The organism is Streptomyces sp. NPDC058758 (genome assembly GCF_042746075.1).
Taxonomy (GTDB): domain Bacteria; phylum Actinomycetota; class Actinomycetes; order Streptomycetales; family Streptomycetaceae; genus Streptomyces.
The window spans coordinates 52,934-77,469 of sequence record NZ_JBHYPS010000027.1 but is presented as its reverse complement, the minus strand read 5'-3'; the positions used below and the strand labels follow the sequence as shown (position 1 = coordinate 77,469).

Sequence of the window (24,536 nt, the reverse complement as noted above, 5' to 3'; positions counted from 1 at the left end):
GCCCCACCCAGGACCCGACACCACCGATTAAATTCGTGGCCTCCCCCGCGCAACGCCGGCAACCAGCCGACCGGCGTCACGCCGCGAGTCGTACAGCGTCCTGGGCGAGGCCCCGGGTCCTGCCGACCTCGACGATCGGCCGCCTGTGGCTCACGGCGATCCCCGAACGTGTGGTGAATTCCACCAGTCCGTACCGCAGCACACCCACAGCCGGAACGGCCGCCGCGTCCAGGGCGGCAGCCAACACGGGCAGCTCGGCAGCGAGTTCCCATGAAGTCGATGCGAGGGAGAACACGCCCAGCCCGGGAAGGTCCGCCGGCCGGAAGTCGACTCGGACCTCTGGCCTCGGTCCGCAGCCTGCTCGGGCTGCCGCCTTGCGGTCAGCCAGGCTCGCCGGACAACCACACAGCGATCCACGCGCACCCGTCGGCTCCGAGAACCGAATTCCATCGCCACCATGGAAAGTCTCACCGGCTCCGCGCATCACCGCGCGAAGCGGAACGGCCCTGCTCCCACCCAGCAAGACAGGGATGTGATCGCGGCATGTCAGGACCTCGCCGGCATGCCCGCCGCCGGTGTCCGACGGCTGCGGTACGCCCCCATGCAGCCCACCCACAGCGTCAGCGACCGCGTGGTCCTCTGTCGTAACGTGCCACGCAGACACCGCATTGGGCCTTCCACCTCGCTGTCGCGCCACGCGCAAGCGGCCCACGGGCTCCAGGCGGGTGCCGCAGCTCAGCCCTGCCATCGTCAAGATTCCGATTCCAAATGGAGCCGGGAGACATGGTCTACCTCCGGTAGCAAGATGTTGAGTCGCCCCGAGGATCCGGAACGCTCGCTGCTTGCCCCAAGAGGTCCTGGCAAAGGCGTTGGACGTGACGGTGGGTGATCAGGCGGGCCGCGAGGCCGAGGAAGGCTTCGTCGATGTCGTCGCGTCGTTCCCAGCGGACGCGGAGACCGCGGAAGCCGTGCGGCCAGGCGATGGTCCGCTCGACGACTCGGCGGTGGACGCCGAGGCCGGAACCGTGCGGGACGCCGCGGCGGGCGATGACCGGTTTGATGCCTTGGGCCCCGACCAGGCGGCGGTACTTGTCGTGGTCGTAGCCCCGATCGGCCAGCAGCGTGTCGGGACGTCGTCTCGGTCGGCCAACCAGGCCGGCAACGGACAGAATCTTCGCGAGCAGAGACATCAACCGGGTGACGTCGTTGCGGTTCCCGCCGGTCAGCGACACGGCGAGCGGGACGCCCTGCCCGTCGACGATCAGGTGGTGCTTGCTGCCCGGACGTGCGCGGCCGACCGGGCGGGGTCCGCTTTTGAGCCTCGTCGGGCGGCCCTGACATGACTGGAGTCGATCACCGCCCTCGACCAGTCCTGTTTCTTCGCGACCCGCAGCTTCTTCAGCAGCACCAGGTGCAGCCGGCCCCAGACGCCGGCCTTGTGCCACGCGGCCAGACGCCGCCAGCAGGTCATTCCGGACCCGCAGCCCAGCTCCTGGGGCAGGTACTCCCACTGGATCCCGGTATGCAGGACGAACAGGATCCCGCATAGGGCTTGCCGGTCCGGCACCCGCGGACGGCCCTCCACCTGTTCCGGAGCCGGCGTGGGCAGCAACGGCTCTACCAGCGACCACAGTTCACCCGACACGATCTACGGCCGCGACTGACGTTTCCCCACGGCCAGACCAACGACCACCCGAACCGAAAGCCACATGATCAACAGCTTCTGTTGGGACCTCTAAGGCGGCCGGAGAACACCGCGCCGACCGTGCGACACAGAGGGTCGGGCGGAGGGCGGGCAATCACCTCCCACGGCAGCGGCACCGGCCACGCCGCCGCGAGGAGCCCGGACACATCAGGCCCCGGTCCAGGAGCGCGACTCCAACACCGCTGCTAGGGTGAACCGTTGATTTCGATCAGGGGTGGGGGACCCATGACGTTCGACGACGAGTGGGCGGCACTCAAGTCTGACGCGCTAGACAGGAAGTCGGCGCAGATGAGCCTCAACACGGCCGGGGCCCAGCCCGGTGTTCCGGCATCCGGTACCGATTCCGACCTCGTGGTGCACCGGGACGAGCTGGGCGCGGTGGGTAACGAGGCCTTCCGGATCCACGGCGAGCTGCGGAAGCGTGCTGACGTGGCGGGTGCCGGTGCCGACAAGGCCGGCGCGGGGACCACTGCGCGGGCTGCGGCGGAGTTGCAGGGTCACAACTTCAGCGCGGGCGGCGAGTTGTACACCACGCTCGAAGTCTGGACTTCGCAGGTGAAGACAGTTCTCCAGATGTTCGCGCATATCTCCAACCACCTGGACTACTCGAAGAAGTCGCACGCCAACGACGACGTGGAGATCGCCGCCACGCTGAGAGGGCGGGACGGCTCCGCGATGCCGGTGTCGGAGTTGCAGAAGTACGTGAAGTGATCAGGGGGAGCGGGACAGCATGGGGGCGTTCTCGTACACGGATCTGATGGAAGCCGACCTGGACAAGCTGAGCTCGGCGGCCGAGGACTGGTCCTCCACGGCGGCCGGTCTGAAAAGGTTGATGACCGAGGTCTACAGCGGTCTCCTGCAGTTGTCCGACGGGGCCGACTGGGCTGGGCTGAATGCGACCGTCACCAAGGAGTTCGTCCGCAAGTCGGTCAAAGAGGTCGCGGATCTCCAGATGGAGGCGCAGAGCATCGCGGCAGTCCTCCGGGACGGGCACGCCGAGCTGAAGCACGTCCAGAAGCGTGCTCGCGAGCTGTCCGCGGAAGCCCGCAAGGGTGATCCTGACCGGTCGGCGGGCCCTGATCCGGGGCTGTTGGTATCGGATGGTCCCCACGGGACAGTGAAGGTCATGGAGGCCTTCTGCGGTGTGGAGGGCACGTCCCAGCGGACCAAGGACCTGATGCAGTGGTACGCCGATACCCTCACGGGTCTGGTGGCGCACGCGGCCGAGATCGACGCCGCCGTGACCCGGGCGCTGAAGCGAAGCCACGGCGGCGACCCGCACAACGCGGGGCACGCAACGTACACGTCGCTCGACGAGGACCAAATCCCCCGCGCTACCAGGCTCGCCTCCCTCGGGGGCGACGCGAGCACGGCGCAGCGGGCCGAGCTGCGGCGGCTGTGGACATCGCTGAGCCCCCAGGCGCGTGCGGAGTTGTGGACCGGGCACAGGGATGGCCTTCTCGCGGCGGGACTGCTCGCTCCGACCATCAAGAAGGCCGCCCCCGACCGGGGCTCCGGGCCCCATGGTGTCGAAGATCCGGGAGCCGAGGAGCGCAGGACCCGGGAGAAGATGAACCTGATCGCCGAGGCCGCCGACTGGAAGGGCGACAATGACGCCGCGCGGCACATGGCGCACTATCTCGGGAACAGCGGGACGGACATGGAGCTGCCCGTCGACAAAATGATGTCGGACGTGCCCGGCTTCAACGCGCACATCGAGGACGGCATCAGGGAACATCAGGCGGCTTGGCGCGACGACGCTCTCGCGGAGTTCCGGCGCAATGGCGGACAACCCGTCTCGATGCCGGTGGAGACCGGAAACCGGGACTTCTCCTTCACACCGGACGTCGACAACAACTGGTTCTACGCAGTCGGGTCCACCCGGTCGAACGTGACCGGGGTGGTCACCGTCATAGCGGACGAGAACGGGCAGCCCAAGGTCGGTCTCGACTACCAGGCCAATGCCTGGGACCGCTACAACTGGGACGAGAGCAAAGGCGTGACCATCGATCTCCCGTGGGGCGGCGAAATGAGCATTCCGGACGGTCAGATGGCCCGCCTCCACACCACGGGCATCGCCCAGGAGTTCGACATGGCGGGCAGCAGCTCCGTCAAACACTACGATCTGGGCGGCCCCGCCCCGAACCAGGGATCTCTGCCACAGCCGGACCAACCGGGCCGCGAGGGCGACCGGACGGATCCGGGTCGTGAGCAGCAGGAAGCGCGATAGAGGATCACGGATGGACACCTCCCCCCGGCCCGCTGCCGACCCCCGGCCCGGGCGCCGCCGTCGTGTACCGGTCGCAGTCGTCGTCGTTGCGGTTTTCCTCGGCTGCGTCGCCACCGCGATCGGTGTGGTGTCCTGGGTCGCCGATGACGTGTCGTCGGATCTGGCGGACCAGGAGATGACGTGCTGCTGGGAAGAAGGGGCCACGCCCGCCTGGATGAGCGACCAGCTCGGTATCCGTATTCCGGAGGGAGCCTCGGACCGGCGGTCGGGCTACAAGACCGGCCGGCGTTACGACACCGGCCTGCTCGCCTTCGTCCTGCCGAGCGAGGACGCGGAGCGGTACACGGGCAGACTCATCCGGAGCGGCACCGAGATGATCGGGAACGTGCACCCCGAGGAGAAGGGCTACCGGCCCGCCGCCGCCTTTGGTCACCTCGGACTGCCCGAACCCGAGACGCTCGTCCAGGGCCTCCGGAAGGCCAGCCTGTGCCCGGACGACCTGGCGTCCCCGGAGGGCAAATACCTCCAGCGCTGCGTCGACCTCTTCGCCCACGAGTTCACACCCGGCACCACGCGGATCTACGTCCGGTCGACCATCGAACCGTCCGTCACGCCTCCACCCGCGAGCAGCGCTCCGTAAGCCCGTTGCGCGAGCATCGCATAAAGGTCGGCGGAACCCCTGCTCTGTACCGCTGTCACCGCCAGGAGCACGGGCGCGGCCGGGACGACGGCGTCCGAGCGCACTGCGGCCGAGTGGGAGCGGGTGCGGCTGGTTCCGCCGATCCCGGCGCGCTCGGGGTGGCGCGGAGTGCTGCCCCGCCCCGCCGGTCGGTCCCGCCGTGGGGAGCGGCGCGGACCCGGCGGGGAGGGTGGCGGGGTCGAGCGCACGGTTGCTCAATCGGCGGCCCTGTCAGGGTCGGCAGCCTTGGCCTCGGCAAACGTGCCGTCCTCGGTGGAGCGGTTGAGCAAGGTGAAGTCCATGTCGCCGGCGGTGAACCGGCTGGTGCAGGAGTGCCCGGTGGCAGCCATGGACTTGAGACCCGTCACCGTTGTGCGGCAGGCCCCTCATGGCGGGGGCGTGTTGTCGTACAGGAAACCGATCTCGGCGGTCCCGGAGTTCTCGGGGGCGCCGATGGTCGCGTTACTCGACCGCGAGGTGCTCTCCATGGTCCGGAGGGTGGCGTGCAGGCTCCAGAAGGTCTGCGCGATCGTCATGTAGGTGGTGATCGGTCCCCGGTTCCCCTTCGGGTATGTGGCTGTCGGGGCTCCGGGGGCCGGACGCCCCCTCGGGGTCGACGGCCGCCCAGTCGCCGGTGCAGACGACGCGCAGCGGATCGTGCGGCGTCACGAAGGCGGTGTCGGCCCGGACGGTCCCGTCGGCCGTGGCGACGTCGCACTGGCCGCGGTCGACCCGGACGACCCGCCCCGGGACGAGCCCCTGGGCGGCGTATGGGGTCCGGCGGTCCCGGACGTGCGTCAGCCTAGCCGGGGCCCCGCGGACGGCGCCACCGGTTATTCCGGTGTCCGATCCGTACAAGCCGCGGGTCCCGCCGGCGGCCTAGCGTCGGGGGCGTGAAGACACCTCGACTCGACCTCATCGGCCTGGTGGTCGCCGACATGGCCGCCTCGCTCGCCTTCTACCGACGGCTCGGCCTCGCCTTCCCCGAGGGGGCGGACGGCGCTCCGCACGTGGAGGCGGTGCTGCCCGGGGGGCTGCGGCTGGCCTGGGACACGGAGGAGTCCGTCCGCTCCTTCGACCCGTCGTTCCGGCCGGCGGAGGGGAGCCGGGCGGAGCTGGCCTTCCGGTGCGACACGGCCGAGGAGGTGGACGCGGCGTACGCGGAGCTGACGGAGGCCGGGTACGAGGGGCACCTGAAGCCGTGGGACGCGGTCTGGGGGCAGCGGTACGCCGTGGTGCGCGACCCGGACGGCTACGGGATCTCGCTCTTCGCCGACGTCCCGGCCGGCGCCGGGGCTCCCGGCGGCACCTGACCGGCCGCCACGCGCGCGTAGGCACCGGGCGTGGTGCCCGCCAGGGCGCGGGTGTCGCGGGTCAGGTGCGCCTGGTCGGTGTAGCCGGCGCGGGCGGCGGCCTCGGCGGGCGGCAGCCCGGCGCGCAGGAGCGCCAGGGCGCGCTGGAGGCGGAGGACCCGGGCGAGGACGCTGGGGCCGTAGCCGAAGGCCGCCAGGGAGAGCCGGTGCAGGCGGCGGACGCCGAGGCCGAGGGCGTCGGCGGTCTCGGCGACGGGGCGGCCCGCGCCGAGCCGGGCCGTGACCGCCCGGACGAGCGGGTCGGCCGGTCCGGTGCGGGCGGCCCCGCGGAGCGCGTACGCCTCCAGGGCGGCGGCCTGGTCCGGGGCCGCGCCGATCCGTCCGGCGAGGCGGCGGGCGGGTCCTGCGCCCCACAGGTCGGCCAGGTCCACCCGGCGGTCGCGCAGCTCCGCGGCGGGCACGCCGAGCAGGCGCGGGGCGTCGCCGGGCGCGAAGCGGAGTCCGGCGTAGCGGGCGACGGCCTCCGCCGAGCGGTGGGCGCGGGTGTCGGCGCCGGCGACGAGCAGCCGGCCGTCGGCCCAGATGAGGTCCATGCACCCGTCGGGGACGACGAGGGCGTCGGAGACGACGGGCGCGGGTGCGGTCCGGGTCCACAGGACGGCGCCGTCGAGCCGGGCGGGGCGTTCCTCGTACACCATCCTCCCAGTGTCGCCGGTGGGTCGTGTCGCCGGTGGGTCAGTCCTTCTCCCAGCCGGTGTGGAGGCGGGACTTCACGTCGTCCGGGGGGAGGAACCTGGACCAGCGTTCGGGGAACTCGGAGGGCATGTCGGGGTCGTCCTCGTCGACGTCCTCCGCCTCCGCGCGGATGCGGGCGACGAGTTCGGCGGCCTGGACGGCGCGGGCCCGTTCGTTGGCCTCGCGGGCGGCGGCGGTGGCGACGGACGGCCAGACGCGGTCGATGGCCGCGTTCACGGCCGCGCCGACGAGGACGGCGAAGGCGGACACGCCGATCCACAGGAGGATGGCGATGGGGGCGGCGAGGGAGCCGTAGATGGTGGGGCCCTCGACCTGGCTGGTCAGGTAGATGCGCAGCAGGAAGCTGCCGAGGACCCACATCGCGAGGGCGACGAGCGCGCCCGGGATGTCCTCGATCCACGGCGACCTGACGGGGACGGAGACGTGGTAGAGGGTCGTGAGGAAGGCGACGGAGAGCAGGATGACGGCCGGCCAGTAGAGGACGGCGACGACGTCGGTGCCCCAGGGGACGAGCTCGACGACCCGGTCCGGGCCGACGACCGCGAGGGGCAGGACGACCGCTCCGATGAGCAGCGCCACGATGTAGAGGAGGAGGGCGAGCAGCCGGGTCTTGACGATGCCCCGGTGGCCGTCGAGGCCGTACATGACGGTGATGGTGTCGATGAAGACGTTCACCGCGCGGGAGCCCGACCACAGGGCGATGGCGAAGCCGAGGGAGATCAGGTCGGGCCGTTTCGCGCGGGTGATGTCGTCGAGGATCGGCTGGGCGATCTCGCCGACGCCCCGCTCGGAGAGGATCGTGCCGGCGGCCCGGAGGATGTTCTCCTCGATGCTGGCGACGGTGTCGGTGTTGGTCCAGTCGTCGGCGTAGCCGAGGACGGCGATCAGGCCGAGCAGCAGGGGTGGCAGCGACAGCAGGGTGAAGAAGGCGGCCTCCGCCGCGAGGCCGAGGATCCGGTACTCGATGCACGAGTTGACGGTGTCCTTGAGGAGCAGCCAGACCATCTTCCGCTTGGAGACGTTGCGGTAGAGGACGCGGGCGCGGTGGAGCCTGCTCCAGGGGCGCCGCTCCGGCCGTTCGGGTGTTTCGCTTGCTGCCTGCACCTGCTTACCGTATCGGCATGGAAGCACGCTCCCACACCGTGACCAATCAGGCTCCGCCCCTGGTGGGGTACGACGTCTTCACCTGCGACCGGGCGCTGTCGGAGGCGGTCGCCCGCCACCTGCCCGCGGAGCTCCTCGACGGGGTCCGCGAGGAGCTGCGGGGACTGGGCCGGGCGGCCGGTTCGGAGCAGGTGCGGGAGTGGGGCGAGCTGGCGAACGCCTTCCCGCCGCGGCTGCGGACGCACGACCGGTACGGGCGGCGGATCGACGAGGTGGACTTCCATCCGTCCTGGCACCGGCTGCTCGGCAAGGCGGTGGCGGCGGGGCTGACGGACGCGTGGGGGCGGCCGGGCGGGCACGTGCGGCGGGCCGCCGGGTTCCTGGTGGCCACCCAGGCGGAGGCGGGGCACGGCTGCCCGGTGTCGATGACGCACGCGGCGGTGCCGGCGCTGCGTGCCGAGCCGGAGCTGGCGGCGGTCTGGGAGCCGCTGGCGGCCTCCCGGGTGTACGAGCGGGGGCTGCGGCCGGCCGCCGGGAAGGCGGGGGTGCTGCTGGGGATGGGGCTGACGGAGAAGCAGGGCGGCAGCGACCTGCGGGCGGTCGCGACGTCGGCGCGGCCGCTGGCGGAGGACGGCGCGTACCTGCTGACGGGGCACAAGTGGTTCTGCTCGGCGCCGATGTCGGACGCCTTCCTGGTGCTGGCGCGGGCGCCCGGCGGGCCGACGTGCTTCCTGGTGCCGCGGGTCCTGGACGACGGCTCGCGCAACGCCTTCGCGCTCCAGCGGCTCAAGGACAAGCTGGGCAACCGGTCGAACGCCTCGGCGGAGGTCGAGTTCGACGGGACGACGTGGGCCCGCCGGGTCGGCGAGGAGGGGCGCGGGCTGCGGACCGTGATGGGCATGGTGGCGGCCACCCGCCTGGACTGCGTGCTCGGTTCCGCGGCGCTGATGCGGCAGGCGGTGGCGCAGGCCGTGCACCACGCCTCGTACCGCGCGGCCTTCGGGGGCCTCCTCGCCGACAAGCCGCTGATGCGGAACGTGCTGGCGGACCTGGCGGTGGAGTCGGAGGCGGCGACCGTCCTCGGGATGCGGCTGGCGGCGGCGTACGACTCCGGTACGGAGCGGGACCTGGCGCTGCTGCGGATCGCCGTGCCGGCGGCGAAGTACTGGGTGACCAAGCGGTGCGTGCCGGTGGTGGCGGAGGCGCTGGAGTGCCTGGGCGGGAACGGCTACGTGGAGGAGTCCGGGCTGCCGCGGCTGCTGCGGGAGTCGCCGCTGAACTCGGTGTGGGAGGGCGCGGGGAACGTCCAGGCGCTCGACGTGCTGCGGGCGCTGCGCACGGAGCCGGCGGCGCTGGACGCGTATCTGCGGGAGGTCGGGGAGGCGCGTGGCGCGGACCCGCGGCTCGACCGGGCGATCCGGGGGCTGCTCGCCGAACTGGCCGACCTGGACGGGGTCGAGGCCCGGGCGCGGCGGCTCGCGGAGCGGCTGGCGCTGGTGCTCCAGGGGGCGCTGCTGGTCCGCTGGGCCCCGCCGGAGGTGGCGGACGCGTTCTGCGCGGGCCGGCTGGGCGGGGAGGCGGGCGCGGCCTTCGGGACGCTCCCCCACACGCTGGACCTGCGCGCGGTGGTGGAGCGGGCCCGGCCGGTGGAGTGAGCCGGCCGGGCCGGACGCGCGGGGACGGGCGCGGGCGTACGGGGACGGGCTCGGGCGTCCGGGACATGGCCGCGTGCGGCGTGGGGCGTGGCCGCGGGGGCGCACGCGGAGACGCGCGAAGTGCGGACGTGTGGGGGGGGCGCCGGGGGCGCGGGAGGCTGGGCCGCGCGTACCGGGGGTGGACCTCGCGACCCGCGGGGCGGGCGCGGGGACGGCACGCGCGGAAGGCGGGGGTGGTGCTGCGCCGACACGGCACCACCACCCGCCGTCACCACCTTCGTGCAGGGGGCGGGGTGGGGCCAGAGTTGCAAAGGGTTGCAGGATTACCCGAACCGGGCTCCGCGGAGCCCTTCCGGACGGCACGATGGACCCGCGACACTGCGAGCCACGGCCCCGGACGACCCTGCGGACGGGGGCCGCGGGTCGCTCACGACGCTCCGGTCATCCGCCCGGACACTGCAGAACCGATACAGCACACCGGGTGGCGGGGAGGGACCGATGAACAACACGCGGCTCGACATGAAACGGCTGGCCACCATGGACGCCGCCCAGGCGGCCCGGCTGCTGCACCGCGTCCGCGAGGAGACCCTGGCCGGCCGGACCCCGCCGATCGCGCCCCGCCCGGAGATCGACGCCTCCTGGCGGCGGATGGCCCGGCTCGGCCTCGACCCCGACCAGGGCACCAGCAGCGTGCTGCTGCGCCGCGACGAGCTGGAGCGGCGGCGGCGGGGCACCCTGCTCGCCGAGGTGATGCAGACGCTGAGCTCCGGGCTGGCCGGGATCGCCGACGCCTCCCTCCAGATCATGGTCGTCACCGACGAGCAGGGCCGGGTGCTGTGGCGCGAGGGCCACCCCGCGGTGATGCGGCAGGCCAACGGCATCTGCCTGGAGGAGGGGGCGGCCTGGACGGAGCACACCGCCGGCACCAACGCGGTCGGCACCGCACTCGCCACCCACCGCGCGGTCCAGGTCCACTCGGCCGAGCACTACGTGCAGGCGCTGCACAACTGGACCTGCGCGGCCGCCCCCGTCCACGACCCGCGCGACCAGCGGCTGCTCGGCGTCCTCGACGTCAGCGGGCCCGCCTCCACCTTCCACCCCTCGATGCTGGCCCTGGTGGGCTCCGTCGCCCGGCTCGCGGAGGCCGAGCTGCGCGAGCGGCACCGCGGCTCCGTCGAGCGGCTGCGGGCGGTGGCCGCGCCGATCCTGTGCCGGGTGGGCGGCCGGGCCGTGGCGGTGGACGCCCACGGCTGGACGGCCGCCGTGACCGGGCTCGCCCCGGTGGACCGGATCGCGCTGCCGAAGACCCTGGGCGCCGGCCGGGTCTGGCTGCCCTCGCTGGGCCTGTGCGCGGTGGAACCGCTGCCGGGCGGCTGGCTGCTGCGGGTCGAGGAGGACACCGTGCCGGCCGGTGCGGAGTCGGGTGCGGCGAGCCGCGTGGTGCTGGACCTGAGCCGGCCGCGCCGCTGGACGGTGGCGGTCTCCGGGGCGGCCGGGAGCTGGCAGCAGGAGCTGAGCCCGCGCCACGCGGAGCTGCTCTACCTCCTCGCCCTGCACCCGGACGGGCGGACGGCCGCCGAGCTGGCCCAGGACGTCTTCGGGGACCGGACGAGGACGGTGACCGTCCGGGCCGAGATGTCCCGGGTGCGCCGCACCCTCGCGGGGGTCCTGGCCCACCGCCCGTACCGCTTCCGCGAGGAGATCGCGGTGGAGGTGCGGCGCCCGGAGTCCCCGGCCGACCTGCTCCCCCACTCGACGGCCCCGGCGATCCGGGCGGGCAGCCGGGTCTAGGCCATTTCTTTCGGATCAGGCCGGGTCAGGGAGCGGCGTATGGTGCGTGCGATCGCAAGGCGGAGGAGGGAGTCCATGCGGAGCATCGGCGACCGACGACAACGCGGCGAGCGTGCGTGCCAGGCGTCGCGAGCCCGGCAAGATCCGAAAGAGATGGCCTAGGGGCCCGGGCGGGCGCCGCGGCCGGATCCGGCCCCCGGTGTCCACATGCCGGACAGGGCGTCCGGCGCGGGCGGCGGATCCGCCGGGAACGGGACGGGGGGCGGAACGGAACGGGGCGAGGAGAGGGAACGGGGGACGGGATGGGGGGACGGGATGGGGGGGACGGGATGAGGATGGCGGGGCGGGGCGGCGGGGTGACGACCGTGACCCCCGGCCGGCCTGGGAATCCGGCGCTCCGCATGATGCGATAAGGGCATGAGCATCACTCTCACCACCTGGTCCCTGGAACAGACCTCGCCCGACGACCTGCGTCCGGCGCGGACCCCCGAGGGCGACGATGTCGTCGTGCGCCGGGCCGAGGTCCCCTCCCCCGAGTTCAGCCGCTACCTCTACACCGCGGTCGGCGGCGACATCCACTGGGCCGACCGGCTCCCGCTGACGTACGCGCAGTGGAAGGAGATCGCGGAGAAGCCGGGCGCCGAGGTCTGGGTGGCGTACGACCGGGGCACGCCGGCCGGGTACGTGGAGTTCGACCCGCAGGACGACGGCGTCGTCGAGATCGTCTACTTCGGCCTGATCCCCGCCTTCCGGGGCCGCCGCATAGGCGGCCACCTGCTCACCGAGGGCGTCCGGCGCGCCTGGGACCTGGCCGAGCGCTGGCCGGACCGGGAGCCGACGAAGCGGGTGTGGCTGCACACCTGCTCGCTGGACGGGCCGCACGCGATGGCCAACTACGAGCGCCGCGGCTTCCGCCTCTTCGACACGAAGACGGAGACGGTCGAGCGGGCCGAGACGCCCGGGCCGTGGCCCGGCGCGCAGGCCTGAGCCACCGTCGGCGCACCGCGAAAGGGGCCCTGATCAGGGCCCCTTTCGCGTGACCCAGACCACACCGTCTCATAAAGCGAGACTTTCATGTCCACATAACGGACGATGCTGGACTGGGTCCAAAGTCCCGTGACACGCTTCCGCCATGCCTGGAACTGGAACTGCCTTGGTGAGTCGGCGGCACGTCGACCTCGGCCGCATGTCCAGCGCCATCTGTCCGGCGCGCTGAGCAAGCCCAGCACCGCCGCATTCCCTCTCTGCCCGACCCTGCTGCGCACCGCCGCGCCACTCTCTGTTCTGCGCGCGAGTGTGCAGGTCAGAGCCGCCCTCCAGCAGTCCCGAAGGACAAGACGCCATGGCCGCCACCCCGGAAAACCCCACTCCCGCCGCCGCCCGCCGCAAGGCCGGGCGCCACCGTGGCGAGGGTCAGTGGGCCGCGGGGCACTTCACCCCGCTGAACGGCAATGAGCAGTTCAAGAAGGACGACGACGGTCTCAACGTGCGGACACGCATTGAGACGATCTACTCGAAGCGCGGATTCGACTCGATCGACCCCAACGACCTGCGCGGCCGCATGCGCTGGTGGGGCCTCTACACCCAGCGCAAGCAGGGGCTGGACGGCACCAAGACCGGCGTCCTGGAGCCGGAGGAGCTGGACGACGAGTACTTCATGCTCCGCGTCCGCATCGACGGCGGCCGGCTGACCACCCGGCAGCTGAGGGTGATCGGCGAGATCTCCGAGGAGTTCGGCCGCGGCACCGCCGACATCACGGACCGGCAGAACGTCCAGTACCACTGGATCCGCATCGAGGACGTCCCCGAGATCTGGAACCGCCTGGAGGCGGTCGGCCTCTCCACCACCGAGGCCTGCGGCGACACCCCGCGCGTCATCCTCGGCTCGCCGGTGGCCGGCATCTCCGCCGAGGAGATCATCGACGGCACCCCCGCCATCGACGAGATCCAGCGGCGGATCATCGGCAACCCCGAGTTCTCCAACCTGCCCCGCAAGTTCAAGTCCGCGGTCTCCGGCTCGCCGCTGCTCGACGTGGCGCACGAGATCAACGACATCTCCTTCGTCGGCGTCGTCCACCCGGAGCACGGCCCCGGCTTCGACCTCTGGGTCGGCGGCGGCCTCTCCACCAACCCCAAGCTCGGCGTCCGCCTGGGCACCTGGGTCTCCCTGGACGAGGTCCCCGACGTCTACGAGGGCGTCATCTCGATCTTCCGCGACTACGGCTACCGCCGGCTGCGCAACCGCGCCCGCCTGAAGTTCCTCGTCGCCGACTGGGGCCCGGAGAAGTTCCGCCGGGTCCTGGAGGACGAGTACCTCAAGCGGAAGCTGACCGACGGTCCGGCGCCCGCGCAGCCGGCCGGCCGCTGGCGCGACCACGTCGGCGTGCACCGGCAGAAGGACGGCAACTTCTACGTCGGCTTCGCCCCGCGCGTCGGCCGCGTGGACGGCCCCACCCTCGTCAAGATCGCCGAGGTCGCGGAGGCGCACGGCTCCGGCCGGGTCCGCACCACCGCCGAGCAGAAGATGCTCGTCCTCGACGTCGAGGAGGCGCAGGTCGACTCGCTCGTCGCCGCCCTGGAGGCGCTGGACCTGCGGGTCACCCCGTCCCCCTTCCGGCGCGGCACGATGGCCTGCACCGGCATCGAGTTCTGCAAGCTGGCCATCGTCGAGACGAAGGGCCGCGGCTCCGCGCTCATCGACGAACTGGAGCGCCGCCTCCCGGAGTTCGACGAGCCGCTGACCATCAACATCAACGGCTGCCCCAACGCCTGCGCCCGCATCCAGGTCGCGGACATCGGCCTCAAGGGCCAGCTGGTCCTGGACGACGAGGGCAACCGCGTGGAGGGCTACCAGGTCCACCTGGGCGGCGCCCTCGGCCTGGAGGCCGGCTTCGGCCGCAAGGTCCGCGGCCTCAAGGTCACCTCCGCCGAACTGCCCGACTACGTCGAGCGCGTCCTCACCCGCTACCAGGCGGAGCGCGAGGACGGCGAGCGGTTCGCCACCTGGGCGGCCCGCGCCTCGGAAGAGGCCCTGTCGTGAGCGACGCACGCGCGGCCACCGGGCCGCGGACGGACACGAAGGCCGCACCGGTGCGCCGCGCGGGCGGAGAAGCGAACGAGGAGACGCCGTGAGCGACGCGCGCGCGGCCACCGGGCCGCGGACGGACACGAAGGCCGCACCAGTGCGCCGCGCGGGCGGAGAAGCGAACGAGGAGACGCCGTGAGCGAGCGCGCCGCCCCGTTCTTCTGCCCCTACTGCGGGGACGAGGACCTGCGGCCGAACGAGCAGGGACACGGCGCCTGGGAGTGCGCCGCGTGCAGCCGGGCCTTCCAGCTGAAGTTCCTGGGGCTGCTGGCTCCCGGCGCTTCGAACAACACCACGGGGAGGGAAGGGATATGACGGTCACCCAGAACGTCGAGCGGGCCACCGACGCGGAGCTGAAGGCTCTCGCCGAGCAGGCCGGCCGCGACCTGGAGGAGGCGTCCGCGCTGGAGATCCTCCGGTGGGCCGCCGCCACCTTCGGCCCCCGGTTCTGCGTCACCTCCTCCATGGAGGACGCGGTCGTCGCCCACCTCGCCTCCCGCGCCATGCCCGGCGTGGACGTCGTCTTCCTCGACACGGGCTACCACTTCGAGGAGACGATCGGCACCCGCGACGCCGTCGAGGCCGTCATGGACGTCAACGTCATCACCCTGACCCCGCGTCAGACCGTGGCCGAGCAGGACGCCGAGTACGGGCCGAGGCTGCACGACCGCGACCCCGACCTGTGCTGCGCGCTGCGCAAGGTCAAGCCGCTCCAGGAGGGGCTCACCGCCTACTCCGCGTGGGCGACCGGACTGCGCCGCGACGAGTCCCCCACCCGGGCGAACACCCCGGTCGTCGGCTGGGACGAGAAGCGGCGGAAGGTGAAGGTCTCCCCGATCGCCCGCTGGACGCAGGACGACGTCGACGCGTACGTGGCGGAGCACGGGGTCCTCACCAACCCGCTCCTCATGGACGGTTACGCCTCCGTCGGCTGCGCCCCCTGCACCCGCCGGGTCGAGGCCGGCGAGGACGCCCGGGCCGGCCGCTGGGCCGGCCGCGCCAAGACCGAATGCGGGCTGCACGGCTGATGACCACCCCCGACACCCCCCTGGAGAATCACGTGACCGGTGCCACCGTCTGGCTCACCGGCCTGCCGAGCGCCGGCAAGACCACGATCGCCCACGAGCTGGCCGGCCGGCTGCGCGAGGAGGGCCGCCGCGTCGAGATCCTCGACGGCGACGAGATCCGCGAGTTCCTCTCCGCGGGCCTCGGCTTCTCCCGCGAGGACCGGTTCACCAACGTGCAGCGGATCGGCTTCGTCGCCGAGCTGCTCGCCTCGCACGGCGTGACCGTGCTGGTCCCGGTCATCGCCCCGTACGCCGACAGCCGCGAGGCGGTCCGCAAGCGGCACCTCGCCGAGGGCACCGCCTTCGTCGAGGTCCACGTGGCCACCCCCGTCGAGGTCTGCTCGGTCCGCGACGTCAAGGGCCTCTACGCCAAGCAGGCGGCGGGCGAGATCGCCGGCCTGACCGGCGTCGACGACCCGTACGAGGCCCCCGAGGCCCCCGATCTCCGGATCGAGTCCCAGAACCAGACCGTGCAGGAATCGGCGGCGCAGCTCCACGCGCTGCTCACCGAGAGGGGCCTGGCGTGACGACTGTCGCCCACACGCATGACACGACGGACAGCCCGTTCGCGCTGTCGCACCTCGACTCGCTGGAGTCCGAGGCCGTCCACATCTTCCGCGAGGTGGCGGGCGAGTTCGAGCGGCCGGTGATCCTCTTCTCCGGCGGCAAGGACTCCATCGTCATGCTGCACCTGGCGCTGAAGGCCTTCGCCCCGGCGCCGGTCCCCTTCACGCTGCTGCACGTCGACACGGGCCACAACTTCCCCGAGGTCATCGAGTACCGCGACCGCGTGGTCGCCGAGCACGGCCTGCGGCTGCACGTCGCCTCCGTGCAGGAGTACATCGACCGCGGCGCCCTCAAGGAGCGTCCCGACGGCACCCGCAACCCGCTCCAGACGGTGCCGCTGACCGAGGCGATCCAGCAGCACCGCTTCGACGCCGTCTTCGGCGGCGGCCGGCGCGACGAGGAGAAGGCCCGCGCCAAGGAGCGGGTGTTCTCGCTGCGCGACGAGTTCTCCCAGTGGGACCCGCGCCGCCAGCGCCCCGAGCTGTGGCAGCTGTACAACGGCCGGCACGCCCCCGGCGAGCACGTCCGGGTCTTCCCGCTCTCCAACTGGACCGAGCTGGACGTCTGGCAGTACATCCAGCGGGAGCGGATCGAACTCCCGGAGATCTACTTCGCCCACGAGCGCGAGGTCTTCGCCCGCAACGGCATGTGGCTGACGGCCGGCGAGTGGGGCGGCCCGAAGGAGACCGAGACGGTCGAGACGCGGCTGATCCGCTACCGCACGGTGGGCGACATGTCCTGCACCGGCGCCGTCGACTCCGACGCCACCACGCTGGACGCCGTCATCGCCGAGATCGCCGCTTCCCGGCTCACCGAGCGGGGCGCCACCCGGGCCGACGACAAGCTGTCAGAGGCCGCGATGGAAGACCGCAAGCGCGAAGGGTACTTCTAACCATGAGCACGTCCACCGAGCAGCCGGCCGCCGAGCTGGCCGCCACCACCCTGCTGCGCTTCGCCACCGCCGGCTCCGTCGACGACGGCAAGTCCACCCTGGTCGGCCGCCTCCTGCACGACTCCAAGTCGGTCCTCGCCGACCAGCTGGAGGCCGTCGAGCACGCCTCGCGCTCGCGCGGCCAGGAGGCGCCCGACCTGGCGCTGCTCACCGACGGCCTGCGGGCCGAGCGGGAGCAGGGCATCACCATCGACGTGGCGTACCGCTACTTCGCGACCCCGCGCCGGCGGTTCATCCTCGCCGACACCCCGGGGCACGTGCAGTACACCCGGAACATGGTGACCGGCGCCTCGACGGCCGAGCTGGCCGTCGTCCTCGTCGACGCCCGCAACGGCGTCGTCGAGCAGACCCGCCGGCACGCCGCCGTCGCCGCGCTGCTCCGCGTCCCGCACGTGGTCCTGGCGGTCAACAAGATGGACCTGGTCGAGTACCGGGAGTCCGTCTTCGCCGCGATCGCCGAGGAGTTCACCACGTACGCCTCCGAGCTGGGCGTCCCGGAGATCACCGCGATCCCGATCTCGGCGCTCGCCGGCGACAACGTGGTGGAGCCGTCCGCCAACATGGACTGGTACGGCGGCCCGACCGTCCTGGAGCACCTGGAGACCGTGCCGGTCAGCCACGACCTGACGGCCTGCCACGCGCGCTTCCCCGTCCAGTACGTGATCCGCCCGCAGACCGCCGAGCACCCCGACTACCGGGGCTACGCGGGCCAGATCGCGGCCGGCGCCTTCCGGGTCGGCGAGCAGATCACCGTACTGCCCTCCGGGAAGACCTCGACGATCACCGCGATCGACGCGCTGGGCGAGCCGGTGGACATCGCCTGGGCGCCGCAGTCGGTCACCATCCGGCTCGCCGACGACATCGACATCTCGCGCGGCGACCTGCTCGCCCCGAGCGCCGACGCCCCGGCCACCAGCCAGGACGTCGAGGCGACGGTCTGCCACGTGGCGGACCAGCCGCTCACCGTCGGCCAGCGGGTGCTGCTCAAGCACACCACCCGCACGGTCAAGGCGATCGTCAAGGAGATCCCGTCCCGGCTGACCCTGGACGACCTCTCCCAGCACCCGGAGCCCGGGCGGCTCGTCGCCAACGACATCGGCCGGGTGAAGGTCCGCACCGCGGAGCCGCTGGCGCTCGACGCGTACGCGGATTCCCGCCGTACCGGCTCGTTCCTGCTGATCGACCCGGCCGACGGCACTACGCTCGCGGCGGGCATGGCGGGCGAGTCGTTCGCCACCGCCAAGGCGGTCGTGACCGCCGACGACGAAGAAGGGTGGGACTTCTGACCATGACTCAGGACTTCTACGGCACCTTCGCGAAGGAAGGGGGCCGGGTGGGTTCCGGCGCCCTCGGCGCAGGCAGGGGAGGTGTCGCGCGATGTGCGTGCTGACCGCCTCCGCGCACGGCTGTCGCCGTGCGACGCCGCTCCACCCGCACCGTCGTAAACGCAGACTTCAGCTCCACTGAATCGAGGGGAAGACCTCCCGTGCCTGCCACCACCCGCACCACCCCGCTCCGCGGCCTCGCCGCCGCCGCCACGCTGCCGCTGTTGATCGGCGCGCTCGCGTCGTGCGGCTACGGCTCCGAGACCAAGAACGACGAGAAGAAGGTGGCGGCGACGGGCGAGAAGCTCTCCGCCGACACCGTACGGCTCGGGTACTTCCCCAACCTGACGCACGCCACCGCCCTGGTCGGCCACCAGGAGGGCATCTTCCAGAAGGAGCTCGGCGGCACCAAGCTGAACGTCTCCACGTTCAACGCCGGCCCCTCCGAGATCGAGGCGCTCAACGCGGGCTCGATCGACATCGGCTTCATCGGCCCCTCGCCGTCCATCAACGGCTACACCAAGTCCAAGGGCACCAACCTCCGCATCGTCGGCGGCTCCGCCTCCGGCGGCGTGAAGCTGGTCGTGAACCCGGACAAGATCAAGACCCTGGACGACGTCAAGGGCAAGCGGATCGCGACCCCGCAGCTCGGCAACACCCAGGACGTGGCCTTCCTCAACTGGGTCTCCGAGAAGGGCTGGAAGGTCGACGCCCAGAGCGGCAAGGGCGACGTCTCCGTCTTCCGCACCGACAACAAGGTGACCCCGGACGCCTACAAGTCCGGTTCCATCGACGGCGCCTGGGTCCCCGAGCCGACCGCCTCCAAGCTCGTCAGCGAGGGCGCCAAGGTCCTCCTCGACGAGTCGACGCTGTGGCCGGACAACAAGTTCGTCATCACCAACATCATCGTCTCGCAGAAGTTCCTCAAGGAGCACCCGGACGTGGTGGAGGCCGTGCTGCGCGGCTCGGTGAAGACCAACGCCTGGATCAACGCCAACCCGGACAAGGCGAAGGAGTCGGCCAACTCCAAGCTGAAGGAGCTGTCCGGCAAGCCGCTCGGCGCCAAGGTCATCGACGGCGCCTGGCCCTCGATCGGGTTCACCAACGACCCGCTGGCCGCCACCCTGCAGGCGCAGGCGGACCACGCGGTGAAGGCCGGTCTCCTGGAGCAGCCCGACCTCAAGGGCATCTACGACCTCACGCTGCTCAACAAGGTCCTCAAGGCCGAAGGACAGCCCGAGGTCTCCGACGCCGGTCTCGGCGTGAAGTAACGAACCCGAACCAGGAGGTGACGACCATGGCCACGCCCACGACGCTCGCCAAGGCCGAGGACCGCGCGACCCCGACCGGTCACGCCGCGCGCCTCGCGCACGTATCCAAGTCCTTCGGCGGTCCCGCCGGCGGCCAGCTCGTCCTGGACGACATCTCGCTCGATGTCGCGCCCGGCGAGTTCGTCACCCTCCTGGGAGCCTCGGGCTGCGGGAAGTCCACGCTGCTCAACCTGGTCGCGGGGCTCGACCGGCCGTCCGCGGGGTCCATCGAGACCCCCGGCGGCCGGCCGGCCCTGATGTTCCAGGAGCACGCCCTCTTCCCGTGGCTCACCGCGGGGAAGAACATCGAGCTGGCGCTGAAGCTGCGCGGGCTGCCGAAGGCGGCGCGCCGCCCCGAGGCCGAGCGGCTGCTCGAACTCGTGCGGCTCGGCGGCTCGTACGGCAAGCGGGTGCACGAGCTGTCCGGCGGCATGCGGCAGCGCGTGGCGCTGGCCCGCGCCCTCGCACAGGCAAGCGACCTGCTCCTGATGGACGAGCCGTTCGCCGCGCTCGACGCCATCACCCGGGACGTCCTCCACGACGAGCTCACCCGGATCTGGCGGGAGACGAACCTCTCCGTCCTCTTCGTCACCCACAACGTGCGCGAGGCCGTGCGGCTGGCCGAGCGCGTCGTCCTCCTCTCCTCCCGGCCCGGCCGGATCGCCCGGGAGTGGACCATCGACATCCCGCAGCCGCGCCGCATCGAGGACGCCGCCGTGGCGGAACTGTCCGTCGAGATCACCGAAGAACTGCGTGGGGAGATCCGCCGCCATGGCCAGCACTGAGACCACCGCCCGCAAGGGCGACGACCTCGCGGGCCTGGAGGCCGGACTCGACGCGCTGGACAGCGTGCAGATCAGCCGCACCCCGCTGCGCGAGGTCCTGCTGAAGAAGGTCCTGCCGCCGGTCCTGGCGATCGTGCTGGTCCTCGGGGTGTGGCAGCTGCTCGTCACCCTGGAGGTCGCCGACGCGGGCAAGCTGCCCTCGCCCGGCGCGGTCTGGGACAGCCTGGAGACGATGTGGCTGGAGGGCACCCTCCTGGAGGTGCTGTGGACCAGCGTCTCCCGCGCGCTCCTCGGCTTCCTCCTCGCCCTGGCGATCGGCACCCCGCTGGGGCTGCTGGTCGCCCGGGTGGGCGTGGTCCGCACGGCGATCGGGCCGATCCTGGCCGGCCTCCAGTCGCTGCCGTCGGTGGCCTGGGTGGCCCCCGCCGTGCTCTGGCTGGGCCTCAACGACTCGATGATGTACGCGGTGATCCTGCTCGGCGCCGTCCCGTCCATCGCCAACGGCCTGGTGGCCGGCGTGGACCAGGTGCCGCCGCTCTTCCTGCGGGCCGGGCGGACGCTCGGCGCGACGGGGCTCAAGGGCGCCTGGCACATCGTGATGCCGGCCGCGCTGCCCGGCTACCTCGCGGGCCTCAAGCAGGGCTGGGCGTTCTCCTGGCGCTCGCTGATGGCCGCCGAGATCATCGCCTCCTCCCCCGACCTGGGCCTCGGCCTCGGCCAGCTCCTGGAGAACGGCCGCAACAACTTCGACATGCCGGGGATCTTCCTCGCGATCTTCCTCATCCTGCTCGTCGGTATCGCCATCGACCTGCTCTTCTTCAGCCCGCTGGAGCGCGCGGTGCTCCGCCGCCGCGGCCTGCTCGTGAAGGCCTGATCCGGTGAGCGCGTCCCCGACCCTCCTTGTCGTCGCCCACGGCAGCCGCGACCCGCGGCACGCGGCGACCGTCCGGGCGCTGGTGCGCCGGGCCGGCGCGCTGCGGCCGGGGCTGCGGGTGGAGACCGCGTTCCTGGACTTCAACCTGCCCTCCGTGGCGGGCGTCCTTGACCGGCTCGCCGCCGAGGGGGTACGGGACGTGGTGGCGCTCCCGCTGCTGCTGACCCGGGCCTTCCACGCGAAGGCCGACATCCCCGCCGTCCTGCGCCGGGCGCCCGCGAGCCTGCGGATCCGCCGGGCGGAGGTCCTCGGCCCGTCCCCGCTGCTCCTCGCGACGGTGGAACGGCGCCTGTACGAGGCCGGGCTCACGCCCGGCGACAAGAGCACCACCGGGGTCGTCCTGGCCTCGGCGGGCTCCTCCGACCCGGAGGCGATCGCGGCGATCGCAGAAACGGCGCGGGAGCTGCGGCGCACCGGTTGGTGCTCCGTGCGGCCCGCGTTCGCCTCCGCATCCCTTCCCCGCACCGAGGAGGCCGTGCGGGCGCTGCGCGCCGCACCGGGCGTCCGGCGGGTGGCGGTGGCGCCGTACGTCGTCGCCCCGGGCCGGCTGCCGGACCGCATCGCGGCCGGCGCGGCGGAGGCGGACGTCCTGGCGGACGTCCTCGGCCCCTCCCCCGAACTGGCCCGCCTCCTCGTGGACCGCTACGCGGAGGCGGTCCGCGCCCCGGAGCGGGTGCCGGTCGCGGCCGGTTAGCCGGCGGCGGTCATCTCGACCAGTGTGCGGACCGTGTTCCAGTTGCGGGCGGTGGCCACCACGCCCTTGTTCAGGGACGGGCGCATCACGGCCTCGGCGAGCTTGGAGCGGCCGAGGCCGTCCGGCGTGTAGAGGTACATGACGCGGTCGCCGAGGGCGAAGGACTCGGGGCGGTACGCCTCGGCGTCGACGGCGGCGAAGCGTTCGGGGGCGATCGGCGCGGAGTAGTAGACGGCGTGCAGCTGCTTCCCCTCCAGTTCCGCGGCGGGGAAGGGGCAGGCCTGGGCGACGGCGGCCAGGTAGGCGCCGTCGCGGACGAGGCAGTCGCAGCGGAAGCCGAGGCGCCGCTCGATCGCGTCCTCGACGGCGGTGGCGAGGGCGTCCGCCGGGGCGTCCTCGTCGGTCGAGAAGACGGCGTTGCCGCTCTGGAGGTAGGTGCGCACGTCGCCGTGGCCCAGTTCTTCGAGGAGGGCGCGCAGTTCGGCCATGGGGAGCTTGCGGTGGCCGCTCACGTTGATGCCGCGGAGGAGGAGCGCGTACGTCGTCGTCATGCGGCCACCTTAGGAGGCCACCGCGCCTCGTGGGGGGCGGCGCGGTGGCTGGTTGGAACCCTCTCCGATGGGCGGCGGGGAGCGGAAGGGTCTTCACCCATCTGTGACTTATTGAACAACCCTTCGTAATGCCGGGGGGTGTGGCCGAAAGTGGGAGACTGCTCCCGCACACGGACCACCGGGCAGGGAGAGAGTGATGGACGAGGCGCGGGCGCGGGAGATCCTGGCCGCGGCGGGGCTGCCGGCCGGCGGGGCACGGCTCCTCGCGCTGGGCGAGAACGCGGTCTTCGCCGTGGACGGGCTGGTCGTCAAGGTCGGCCGGTCCGCCGAACTGTTCGAGCGGGCCCGGCGGGAGGTGGCGCTGGCCGGCCGGCTCGCGGAGGCCGGGGTGCCGACCGTGCGGGCGGCCGAGGAGGAGCCGCGGCTGGTCGAGGGGCATCCGCTGACCTTCTGGCACCCGCTGCCGGAGCAGGTCCGCCCTGCCGAGCCTCGGGACCTGGCGCCGCTGCTGCGCGCGGTGCACGCGCTGCCCGAGCCGGCGGACCTCGCGCTGCCGCGGCGGGAGCTGCTCGACGGGGTGGAGCGGTGGCTGCGGCTGGCCGGGGAGGCGATCGACCCGGCGGACGCGGCCTTCCTGCGGGAGCGCCGGGACGCCTTCGCCCCGGCGGCGGCCGTGCTCACCCCGCACCTGGCGCCCGGCCCGATCCACGGCGACGCCCTGCCGCGCAACGTCCGGGTCGGCCCGGACGGGCCGGTCCTGATGGACCTGGAGACCTTCTCCTCCGACCTGCGCGAGCACGACCTGGTGGTGCTCGCGCTCTCCCGGGACCGCTACGGCCTGGACCCGGCGGCCTACGACGCCTTCACCGAGGCGTACGGCTGGGACGTGCGGGAGTGGGAGGGGTGCGCGGTGCTGCGCGGGGCGCGGGAGACCGCGAGCTGCGCCTGGGTGGCCCAGCACGCCCCGCACAACCCGAAGGCGCTGGCGGAGTTCGAGCGGCGGGTGGCGTCGCTGCGCGACGGCGACCCCGAGGTCCGCTGGTACCCCTTCTGACCGGTGCCCGCGCCCTGCCGGCTGGTACGGGTTCCGGTCGGGCTGCCATCATGATCCGCGTCGAACCGGCCGACGGGAACGGGGTGTCGTGATGCGCGTGCAGCTGTCCGAGGTGGGTCTGGACGTCGAGGTGAGCGGCGAGGGACCGGTGGTCCTGCTGCTCCACGGCTTCCCCGACAGCCATGCCCTGTGGCGGCACCAGGTCCCGGCGCTGAACGCGGCCGGCTTCCGGACGGTCGCCCCGACCCTGCGCGGCTTCGGCGGCTCGGACCGTCCGGAGGGCGGCCCGGAGGCGTACCACCCGGGCAGGCACGTCGGCGACCTGCTCGAACTCCTCGCCGGGCTCGACGTGGACCGCTTCCACCTGGTCGGGCACGACTGGGGGTCGGGCATCGCCCAGGGGCTGGCGTCGGTGGTGCCGGACCGGGTGCGGAGCCTGAGCCTGCTCTCGGTGGGTCACCTGGCGTCGATCCTGGCCGCGGGCTGGGAGCAGAAGCAGCGCTCCTGGTACATGCTCCTGTTCCAGCTCGCCGGGGTCGCGGAGGAGTGGCTCGCGCGGGACGACTTCGCGCAGCTGCGGGAGATGCTGGCCGGCCATCCGGACGCGGAGTCCGTGATCGGGCCGCTGCGCGCCCCCGGGGCGCTGACGGCGGCGCTGAACGTCTACCGGGCGGGGCTCCCGCCGGAGGTCCAGTTCGGGCCTCCGCCGCCGGCGGCTCCGCTGCCGGAGTCGCTCCCGGTCATGGGGGTGTGGTCCACCGGGGACCGCTTCCTCACCGAGCGCTCGATGTCCGGCACCCACGCGCACGTCCGCGGACCGTGGCGGTACGAACGGCTGGAGGACACCGGGCACTGGATCCCGCTGGAGAGCCCGGAGCGGCTCAACGACCTACTGCTCTCCTTCCTCAAGGAGCACTGACCTCCTGGGGGGCGCCGGTCCGGCGGGGAGCGCCGGGCGGGCGCCGGGAGGGGTGCGTCC

The 24,536-nt window shown here is 72.6% G+C and carries 26 protein-coding genes and 2 pseudogenes; 20 read left to right on the top strand and 8 right to left on the bottom strand.

Annotated elements, in window-relative coordinates; all coding sequences use genetic code 11:
• Nucleotides 1-76: 76 nt before the first annotated feature.
• Nucleotides 77-748, bottom strand: coding sequence for a hypothetical protein (locus ACFW6A_RS27030; protein WP_386478080.1), 672 nt, complete (start codon nucleotides 746-748; stop codon nucleotides 77-79).
• Nucleotides 749-869: 121 nt separating this feature from the next.
• Nucleotides 870-1,648, bottom strand: a pseudogene (locus ACFW6A_RS27025) (IS5 family transposase); the annotation flags it as partial.
• A 282-nt stretch (nucleotides 1,649-1,930) separates the two neighbouring features.
• Here ACFW6A_RS27025 and ACFW6A_RS27020 point away from each other — a divergent pair.
• The 3 genes from ACFW6A_RS27020 to ACFW6A_RS27010 are packed head-to-tail and all read left to right on the top strand — an operon-like array spanning nucleotide 1,931 to nucleotide 4,575.
• A complete protein-coding gene (locus ACFW6A_RS27020) occupies nucleotides 1,931-2,416 on the top strand; it encodes a hypothetical protein (RefSeq protein ID WP_351849591.1) in 486 nt (161 codons plus the stop codon).
• 46 nt (nucleotides 2,417-2,462) lie between these two features.
• Nucleotides 2,463-3,935: a hypothetical protein gene (locus ACFW6A_RS27015; protein ID WP_351849589.1), complete on the top strand. Its 1,473-nt coding sequence runs from the start codon at nucleotides 2,463-2,465 to the stop codon at nucleotides 3,933-3,935.
• A gap of 10 nt (nucleotides 3,936-3,945) precedes the next feature.
• Nucleotides 3,946-4,575, top strand: coding sequence for a hypothetical protein (locus ACFW6A_RS27010; protein ID WP_386643528.1), 630 nt, complete (start codon nucleotides 3,946-3,948; stop codon nucleotides 4,573-4,575).
• Between the two features lie 254 nt (nucleotides 4,576-4,829).
• Here ACFW6A_RS27010 and ACFW6A_RS27005 read toward each other — a convergent pair whose 3' ends face one another.
• The 3 genes and pseudogenes from ACFW6A_RS27005 to ACFW6A_RS26995 form a co-directional block, all read right to left on the bottom strand.
• The gene (locus ACFW6A_RS27005; RefSeq protein WP_351849586.1) at nucleotides 4,830-4,964 is read right to left on the bottom strand and encodes a hypothetical protein; all 135 of its coding nucleotides are present in this window, start codon (nucleotides 4,962-4,964) and stop codon (nucleotides 4,830-4,832) included.
• A 36-nt stretch (nucleotides 4,965-5,000) separates the two neighbouring features.
• Nucleotides 5,001-5,150, bottom strand: coding sequence for a hypothetical protein (locus ACFW6A_RS27000; protein WP_351849608.1), 150 nt, complete (start codon nucleotides 5,148-5,150; stop codon nucleotides 5,001-5,003).
• 31 nt (nucleotides 5,151-5,181) lie between these two features.
• Nucleotides 5,182-5,400 (bottom strand): annotated as a pseudogene (locus ACFW6A_RS26995) (GTPase RsgA); the annotation flags it as partial.
• A gap of 152 nt (nucleotides 5,401-5,552) precedes the next feature.
• Here ACFW6A_RS26995 and ACFW6A_RS26990 point away from each other — a divergent pair.
• Entirely contained in the window at nucleotides 5,553-5,927 is a 375-nt protein-coding gene (locus ACFW6A_RS26990; protein WP_351849603.1) for a VOC family protein, read from the top strand.
• Here ACFW6A_RS26990 and ACFW6A_RS26985 read toward each other — a convergent pair.
• On the bottom strand, nucleotides 5,867-6,625 hold the full coding sequence (locus ACFW6A_RS26985) for a helix-turn-helix domain-containing protein (RefSeq protein ID WP_351849585.1): 759 nt from the start codon (nucleotides 6,623-6,625) through the stop codon (nucleotides 5,867-5,869). The two genes, ACFW6A_RS26990 and ACFW6A_RS26985, sit on opposite strands and share 61 nt — an antisense overlap.
• Nucleotides 6,626-6,662: 37 nt before the next feature.
• Complete coding sequence (locus tag ACFW6A_RS26980; RefSeq protein WP_351849583.1) at nucleotides 6,663-7,787, bottom strand: YihY/virulence factor BrkB family protein; 1,125 nt, start codon at nucleotides 7,785-7,787, stop codon at nucleotides 6,663-6,665.
• A 17-nt stretch (nucleotides 7,788-7,804) separates the two neighbouring features.
• Here ACFW6A_RS26980 and ACFW6A_RS26975 point away from each other — a divergent pair, with 17 nt between their 5' ends.
• The 14 genes from ACFW6A_RS26975 to ACFW6A_RS26910 all read left to right on the top strand — a co-directional run bounded on the left by ACFW6A_RS26975 (nucleotide 7,805) and on the right by ACFW6A_RS26910 (nucleotide 21,952).
• Nucleotides 7,805-9,442 (top strand): acyl-CoA dehydrogenase family protein, encoded by a 1,638-nt coding sequence (locus ACFW6A_RS26975; RefSeq protein WP_386643523.1) that lies wholly within the window; start codon nucleotides 7,805-7,807, stop codon nucleotides 9,440-9,442.
• Between the two features lie 498 nt (nucleotides 9,443-9,940).
• Nucleotides 9,941-11,233, top strand: coding sequence for a GAF domain-containing protein (locus tag ACFW6A_RS26970; RefSeq protein WP_351849580.1), 1,293 nt, complete (start codon nucleotides 9,941-9,943; stop codon nucleotides 11,231-11,233).
• Nucleotides 11,234-11,650: 417 nt separating this feature from the next.
• Nucleotides 11,651-12,220, top strand: a complete 570-nt coding sequence (locus tag ACFW6A_RS26965; protein ID WP_351849579.1) for a GNAT family N-acetyltransferase — start codon at nucleotides 11,651-11,653, stop codon at nucleotides 12,218-12,220.
• Between the two features lie 145 nt (nucleotides 12,221-12,365).
• Entirely contained in the window at nucleotides 12,366-12,449 is an 84-nt protein-coding gene (locus ACFW6A_RS26960; protein ID WP_311136957.1) for a putative leader peptide, read from the top strand.
• Between the two features lie 126 nt (nucleotides 12,450-12,575).
• Complete coding sequence (locus ACFW6A_RS26955) at nucleotides 12,576-14,273, top strand: nitrite/sulfite reductase (protein ID WP_351849577.1); 1,698 nt, start codon at nucleotides 12,576-12,578, stop codon at nucleotides 14,271-14,273.
• Between the two features lie 180 nt (nucleotides 14,274-14,453).
• The gene (locus tag ACFW6A_RS26950; protein ID WP_200428559.1) at nucleotides 14,454-14,633 is read left to right on the top strand and encodes a hypothetical protein; all 180 of its coding nucleotides are present in this window, start codon (nucleotides 14,454-14,456) and stop codon (nucleotides 14,631-14,633) included.
• Nucleotides 14,630-15,346, top strand: coding sequence for a phosphoadenylyl-sulfate reductase (locus tag ACFW6A_RS26945; RefSeq protein WP_351849575.1), 717 nt, complete (start codon nucleotides 14,630-14,632; stop codon nucleotides 15,344-15,346). Before ACFW6A_RS26950 ends, ACFW6A_RS26945 begins: the two co-directional genes overlap by 4 nt.
• Nucleotides 15,328-15,912 (top strand): adenylyl-sulfate kinase, encoded by a 585-nt coding sequence (gene cysC / locus ACFW6A_RS26940; RefSeq protein WP_386478060.1) that lies wholly within the window; start codon nucleotides 15,328-15,330, stop codon nucleotides 15,910-15,912. The genes ACFW6A_RS26945 and cysC overlap by 19 nt, the downstream gene beginning before the upstream one ends.
• Nucleotides 15,909-16,844, top strand: coding sequence for a sulfate adenylyltransferase subunit CysD (gene cysD / locus ACFW6A_RS26935; protein WP_351849571.1), 936 nt, complete (start codon nucleotides 15,909-15,911; stop codon nucleotides 16,842-16,844). The genes cysC and cysD overlap by 4 nt, the downstream gene beginning before the upstream one ends.
• Before the next feature lie 2 nt (nucleotides 16,845-16,846).
• Nucleotides 16,847-18,190, top strand: a complete 1,344-nt coding sequence (locus tag ACFW6A_RS26930; RefSeq protein WP_351849570.1) for a GTP-binding protein — start codon at nucleotides 16,847-16,849, stop codon at nucleotides 18,188-18,190.
• A gap of 200 nt (nucleotides 18,191-18,390) precedes the next feature.
• A complete protein-coding gene (locus tag ACFW6A_RS26925) occupies nucleotides 18,391-19,500 on the top strand; it encodes an aliphatic sulfonate ABC transporter substrate-binding protein (RefSeq protein WP_351849569.1) in 1,110 nt (369 codons plus the stop codon).
• A gap of 26 nt (nucleotides 19,501-19,526) precedes the next feature.
• The gene (locus ACFW6A_RS26920) at nucleotides 19,527-20,324 is read left to right on the top strand and encodes an ABC transporter ATP-binding protein (protein ID WP_351849567.1); all 798 of its coding nucleotides are present in this window, start codon (nucleotides 19,527-19,529) and stop codon (nucleotides 20,322-20,324) included.
• Nucleotides 20,311-21,198, top strand: a complete 888-nt coding sequence (locus ACFW6A_RS26915) for an ABC transporter permease (RefSeq protein ID WP_351849565.1) — start codon at nucleotides 20,311-20,313, stop codon at nucleotides 21,196-21,198. The genes ACFW6A_RS26920 and ACFW6A_RS26915 overlap by 14 nt, the downstream gene beginning before the upstream one ends.
• Nucleotides 21,199-21,202: 4 nt before the next feature.
• The gene (locus ACFW6A_RS26910) at nucleotides 21,203-21,952 is read left to right on the top strand and encodes a sirohydrochlorin chelatase (RefSeq protein ID WP_351849564.1); all 750 of its coding nucleotides are present in this window, start codon (nucleotides 21,203-21,205) and stop codon (nucleotides 21,950-21,952) included.
• Here ACFW6A_RS26910 and ACFW6A_RS26905 read toward each other — a convergent pair.
• A complete protein-coding gene (locus ACFW6A_RS26905) occupies nucleotides 21,949-22,503 on the bottom strand; it encodes a DUF1697 domain-containing protein (RefSeq protein WP_351849562.1) in 555 nt (184 codons plus the stop codon). The genes ACFW6A_RS26910 and ACFW6A_RS26905 overlap by 4 nt on opposite strands.
• Nucleotides 22,504-22,699: 196 nt before the next feature.
• Here ACFW6A_RS26905 and ACFW6A_RS26900 point away from each other — a divergent pair, with 196 nt between their 5' ends.
• Nucleotides 22,700-23,557, top strand: a complete 858-nt coding sequence (locus ACFW6A_RS26900) for a phosphotransferase enzyme family protein (protein WP_386643518.1) — start codon at nucleotides 22,700-22,702, stop codon at nucleotides 23,555-23,557.
• 91 nt (nucleotides 23,558-23,648) lie between these two features.
• Nucleotides 23,649-24,476, top strand: a complete 828-nt coding sequence (locus tag ACFW6A_RS26895) for an alpha/beta fold hydrolase (protein WP_386478049.1) — start codon at nucleotides 23,649-23,651, stop codon at nucleotides 24,474-24,476.
• Nucleotides 24,477-24,536: the final 60 nt, after the last annotated feature.

Bases quoted from the DNA above. Each gene is read 5' to 3' on its own strand.
- ACFW6A_RS26955 (WP_351849577.1), top strand. From the start codon at position 12,576: ATGGCCGCCACCCCGGAAAACCCCACTCCCGCCGCCGCCCGCCGCAAG.
- ACFW6A_RS27020 (WP_351849591.1), top strand. From the start codon at position 1,931: ATGACGTTCGACGACGAGTGGGCGGCACTCAAGTCTGACGCGCTAGAC.
- ACFW6A_RS26900 (WP_386643518.1), top strand. From the start codon at position 22,700: ATGGACGAGGCGCGGGCGCGGGAGATCCTGGCCGCGGCGGGGCTGCCG.
- ACFW6A_RS27030 (WP_386478080.1), bottom strand. From the start codon at position 748: ATGGCAGGGCTGAGCTGCGGCACCCGCCTGGAGCCCGTGGGCCGCTTG.
- ACFW6A_RS27000 (WP_351849608.1), bottom strand. From the start codon at position 5,150: ATGACGATCGCGCAGACCTTCTGGAGCCTGCACGCCACCCTCCGGACC.
- ACFW6A_RS27005 (WP_351849586.1), bottom strand. From the start codon at position 4,964: ATGGCTGCCACCGGGCACTCCTGCACCAGCCGGTTCACCGCCGGCGAC.
- ACFW6A_RS27015 (WP_351849589.1), top strand. From the start codon at position 2,463: ATGGAAGCCGACCTGGACAAGCTGAGCTCGGCGGCCGAGGACTGGTCC.
- ACFW6A_RS26985 (WP_351849585.1), bottom strand. From the start codon at position 6,625: ATGGTGTACGAGGAACGCCCCGCCCGGCTCGACGGCGCCGTCCTGTGG.
- ACFW6A_RS26915 (WP_351849565.1), top strand. From the start codon at position 20,311: ATGGCCAGCACTGAGACCACCGCCCGCAAGGGCGACGACCTCGCGGGC.
- ACFW6A_RS26965 (WP_351849579.1), top strand. From the start codon at position 11,651: ATGAGCATCACTCTCACCACCTGGTCCCTGGAACAGACCTCGCCCGAC.
- ACFW6A_RS26945 (WP_351849575.1), top strand. From the start codon at position 14,630: ATGACGGTCACCCAGAACGTCGAGCGGGCCACCGACGCGGAGCTGAAG.
- ACFW6A_RS26905 (WP_351849562.1), bottom strand. From the start codon at position 22,503: ATGACGACGACGTACGCGCTCCTCCTCCGCGGCATCAACGTGAGCGGC.
- ACFW6A_RS26975 (WP_386643523.1), top strand. From the start codon at position 7,805: ATGGAAGCACGCTCCCACACCGTGACCAATCAGGCTCCGCCCCTGGTG.
- ACFW6A_RS26895 (WP_386478049.1), top strand. From the start codon at position 23,649: ATGCGCGTGCAGCTGTCCGAGGTGGGTCTGGACGTCGAGGTGAGCGGC.
- ACFW6A_RS26990 (WP_351849603.1), top strand. From the start codon at position 5,553: ATGGCCGCCTCGCTCGCCTTCTACCGACGGCTCGGCCTCGCCTTCCCC.
- ACFW6A_RS27010 (WP_386643528.1), top strand. From the start codon at position 3,946: ATGGACACCTCCCCCCGGCCCGCTGCCGACCCCCGGCCCGGGCGCCGC.
- cysC (WP_386478060.1), top strand. From the start codon at position 15,328: ATGCGGGCTGCACGGCTGATGACCACCCCCGACACCCCCCTGGAGAAT.
- ACFW6A_RS26960 (WP_311136957.1), top strand. From the start codon at position 12,366: ATGCCTGGAACTGGAACTGCCTTGGTGAGTCGGCGGCACGTCGACCTC.
- ACFW6A_RS26970 (WP_351849580.1), top strand. From the start codon at position 9,941: ATGAACAACACGCGGCTCGACATGAAACGGCTGGCCACCATGGACGCC.
- ACFW6A_RS26920 (WP_351849567.1), top strand. From the start codon at position 19,527: ATGGCCACGCCCACGACGCTCGCCAAGGCCGAGGACCGCGCGACCCCG.
- ACFW6A_RS26930 (WP_351849570.1), top strand. From the start codon at position 16,847: ATGAGCACGTCCACCGAGCAGCCGGCCGCCGAGCTGGCCGCCACCACC.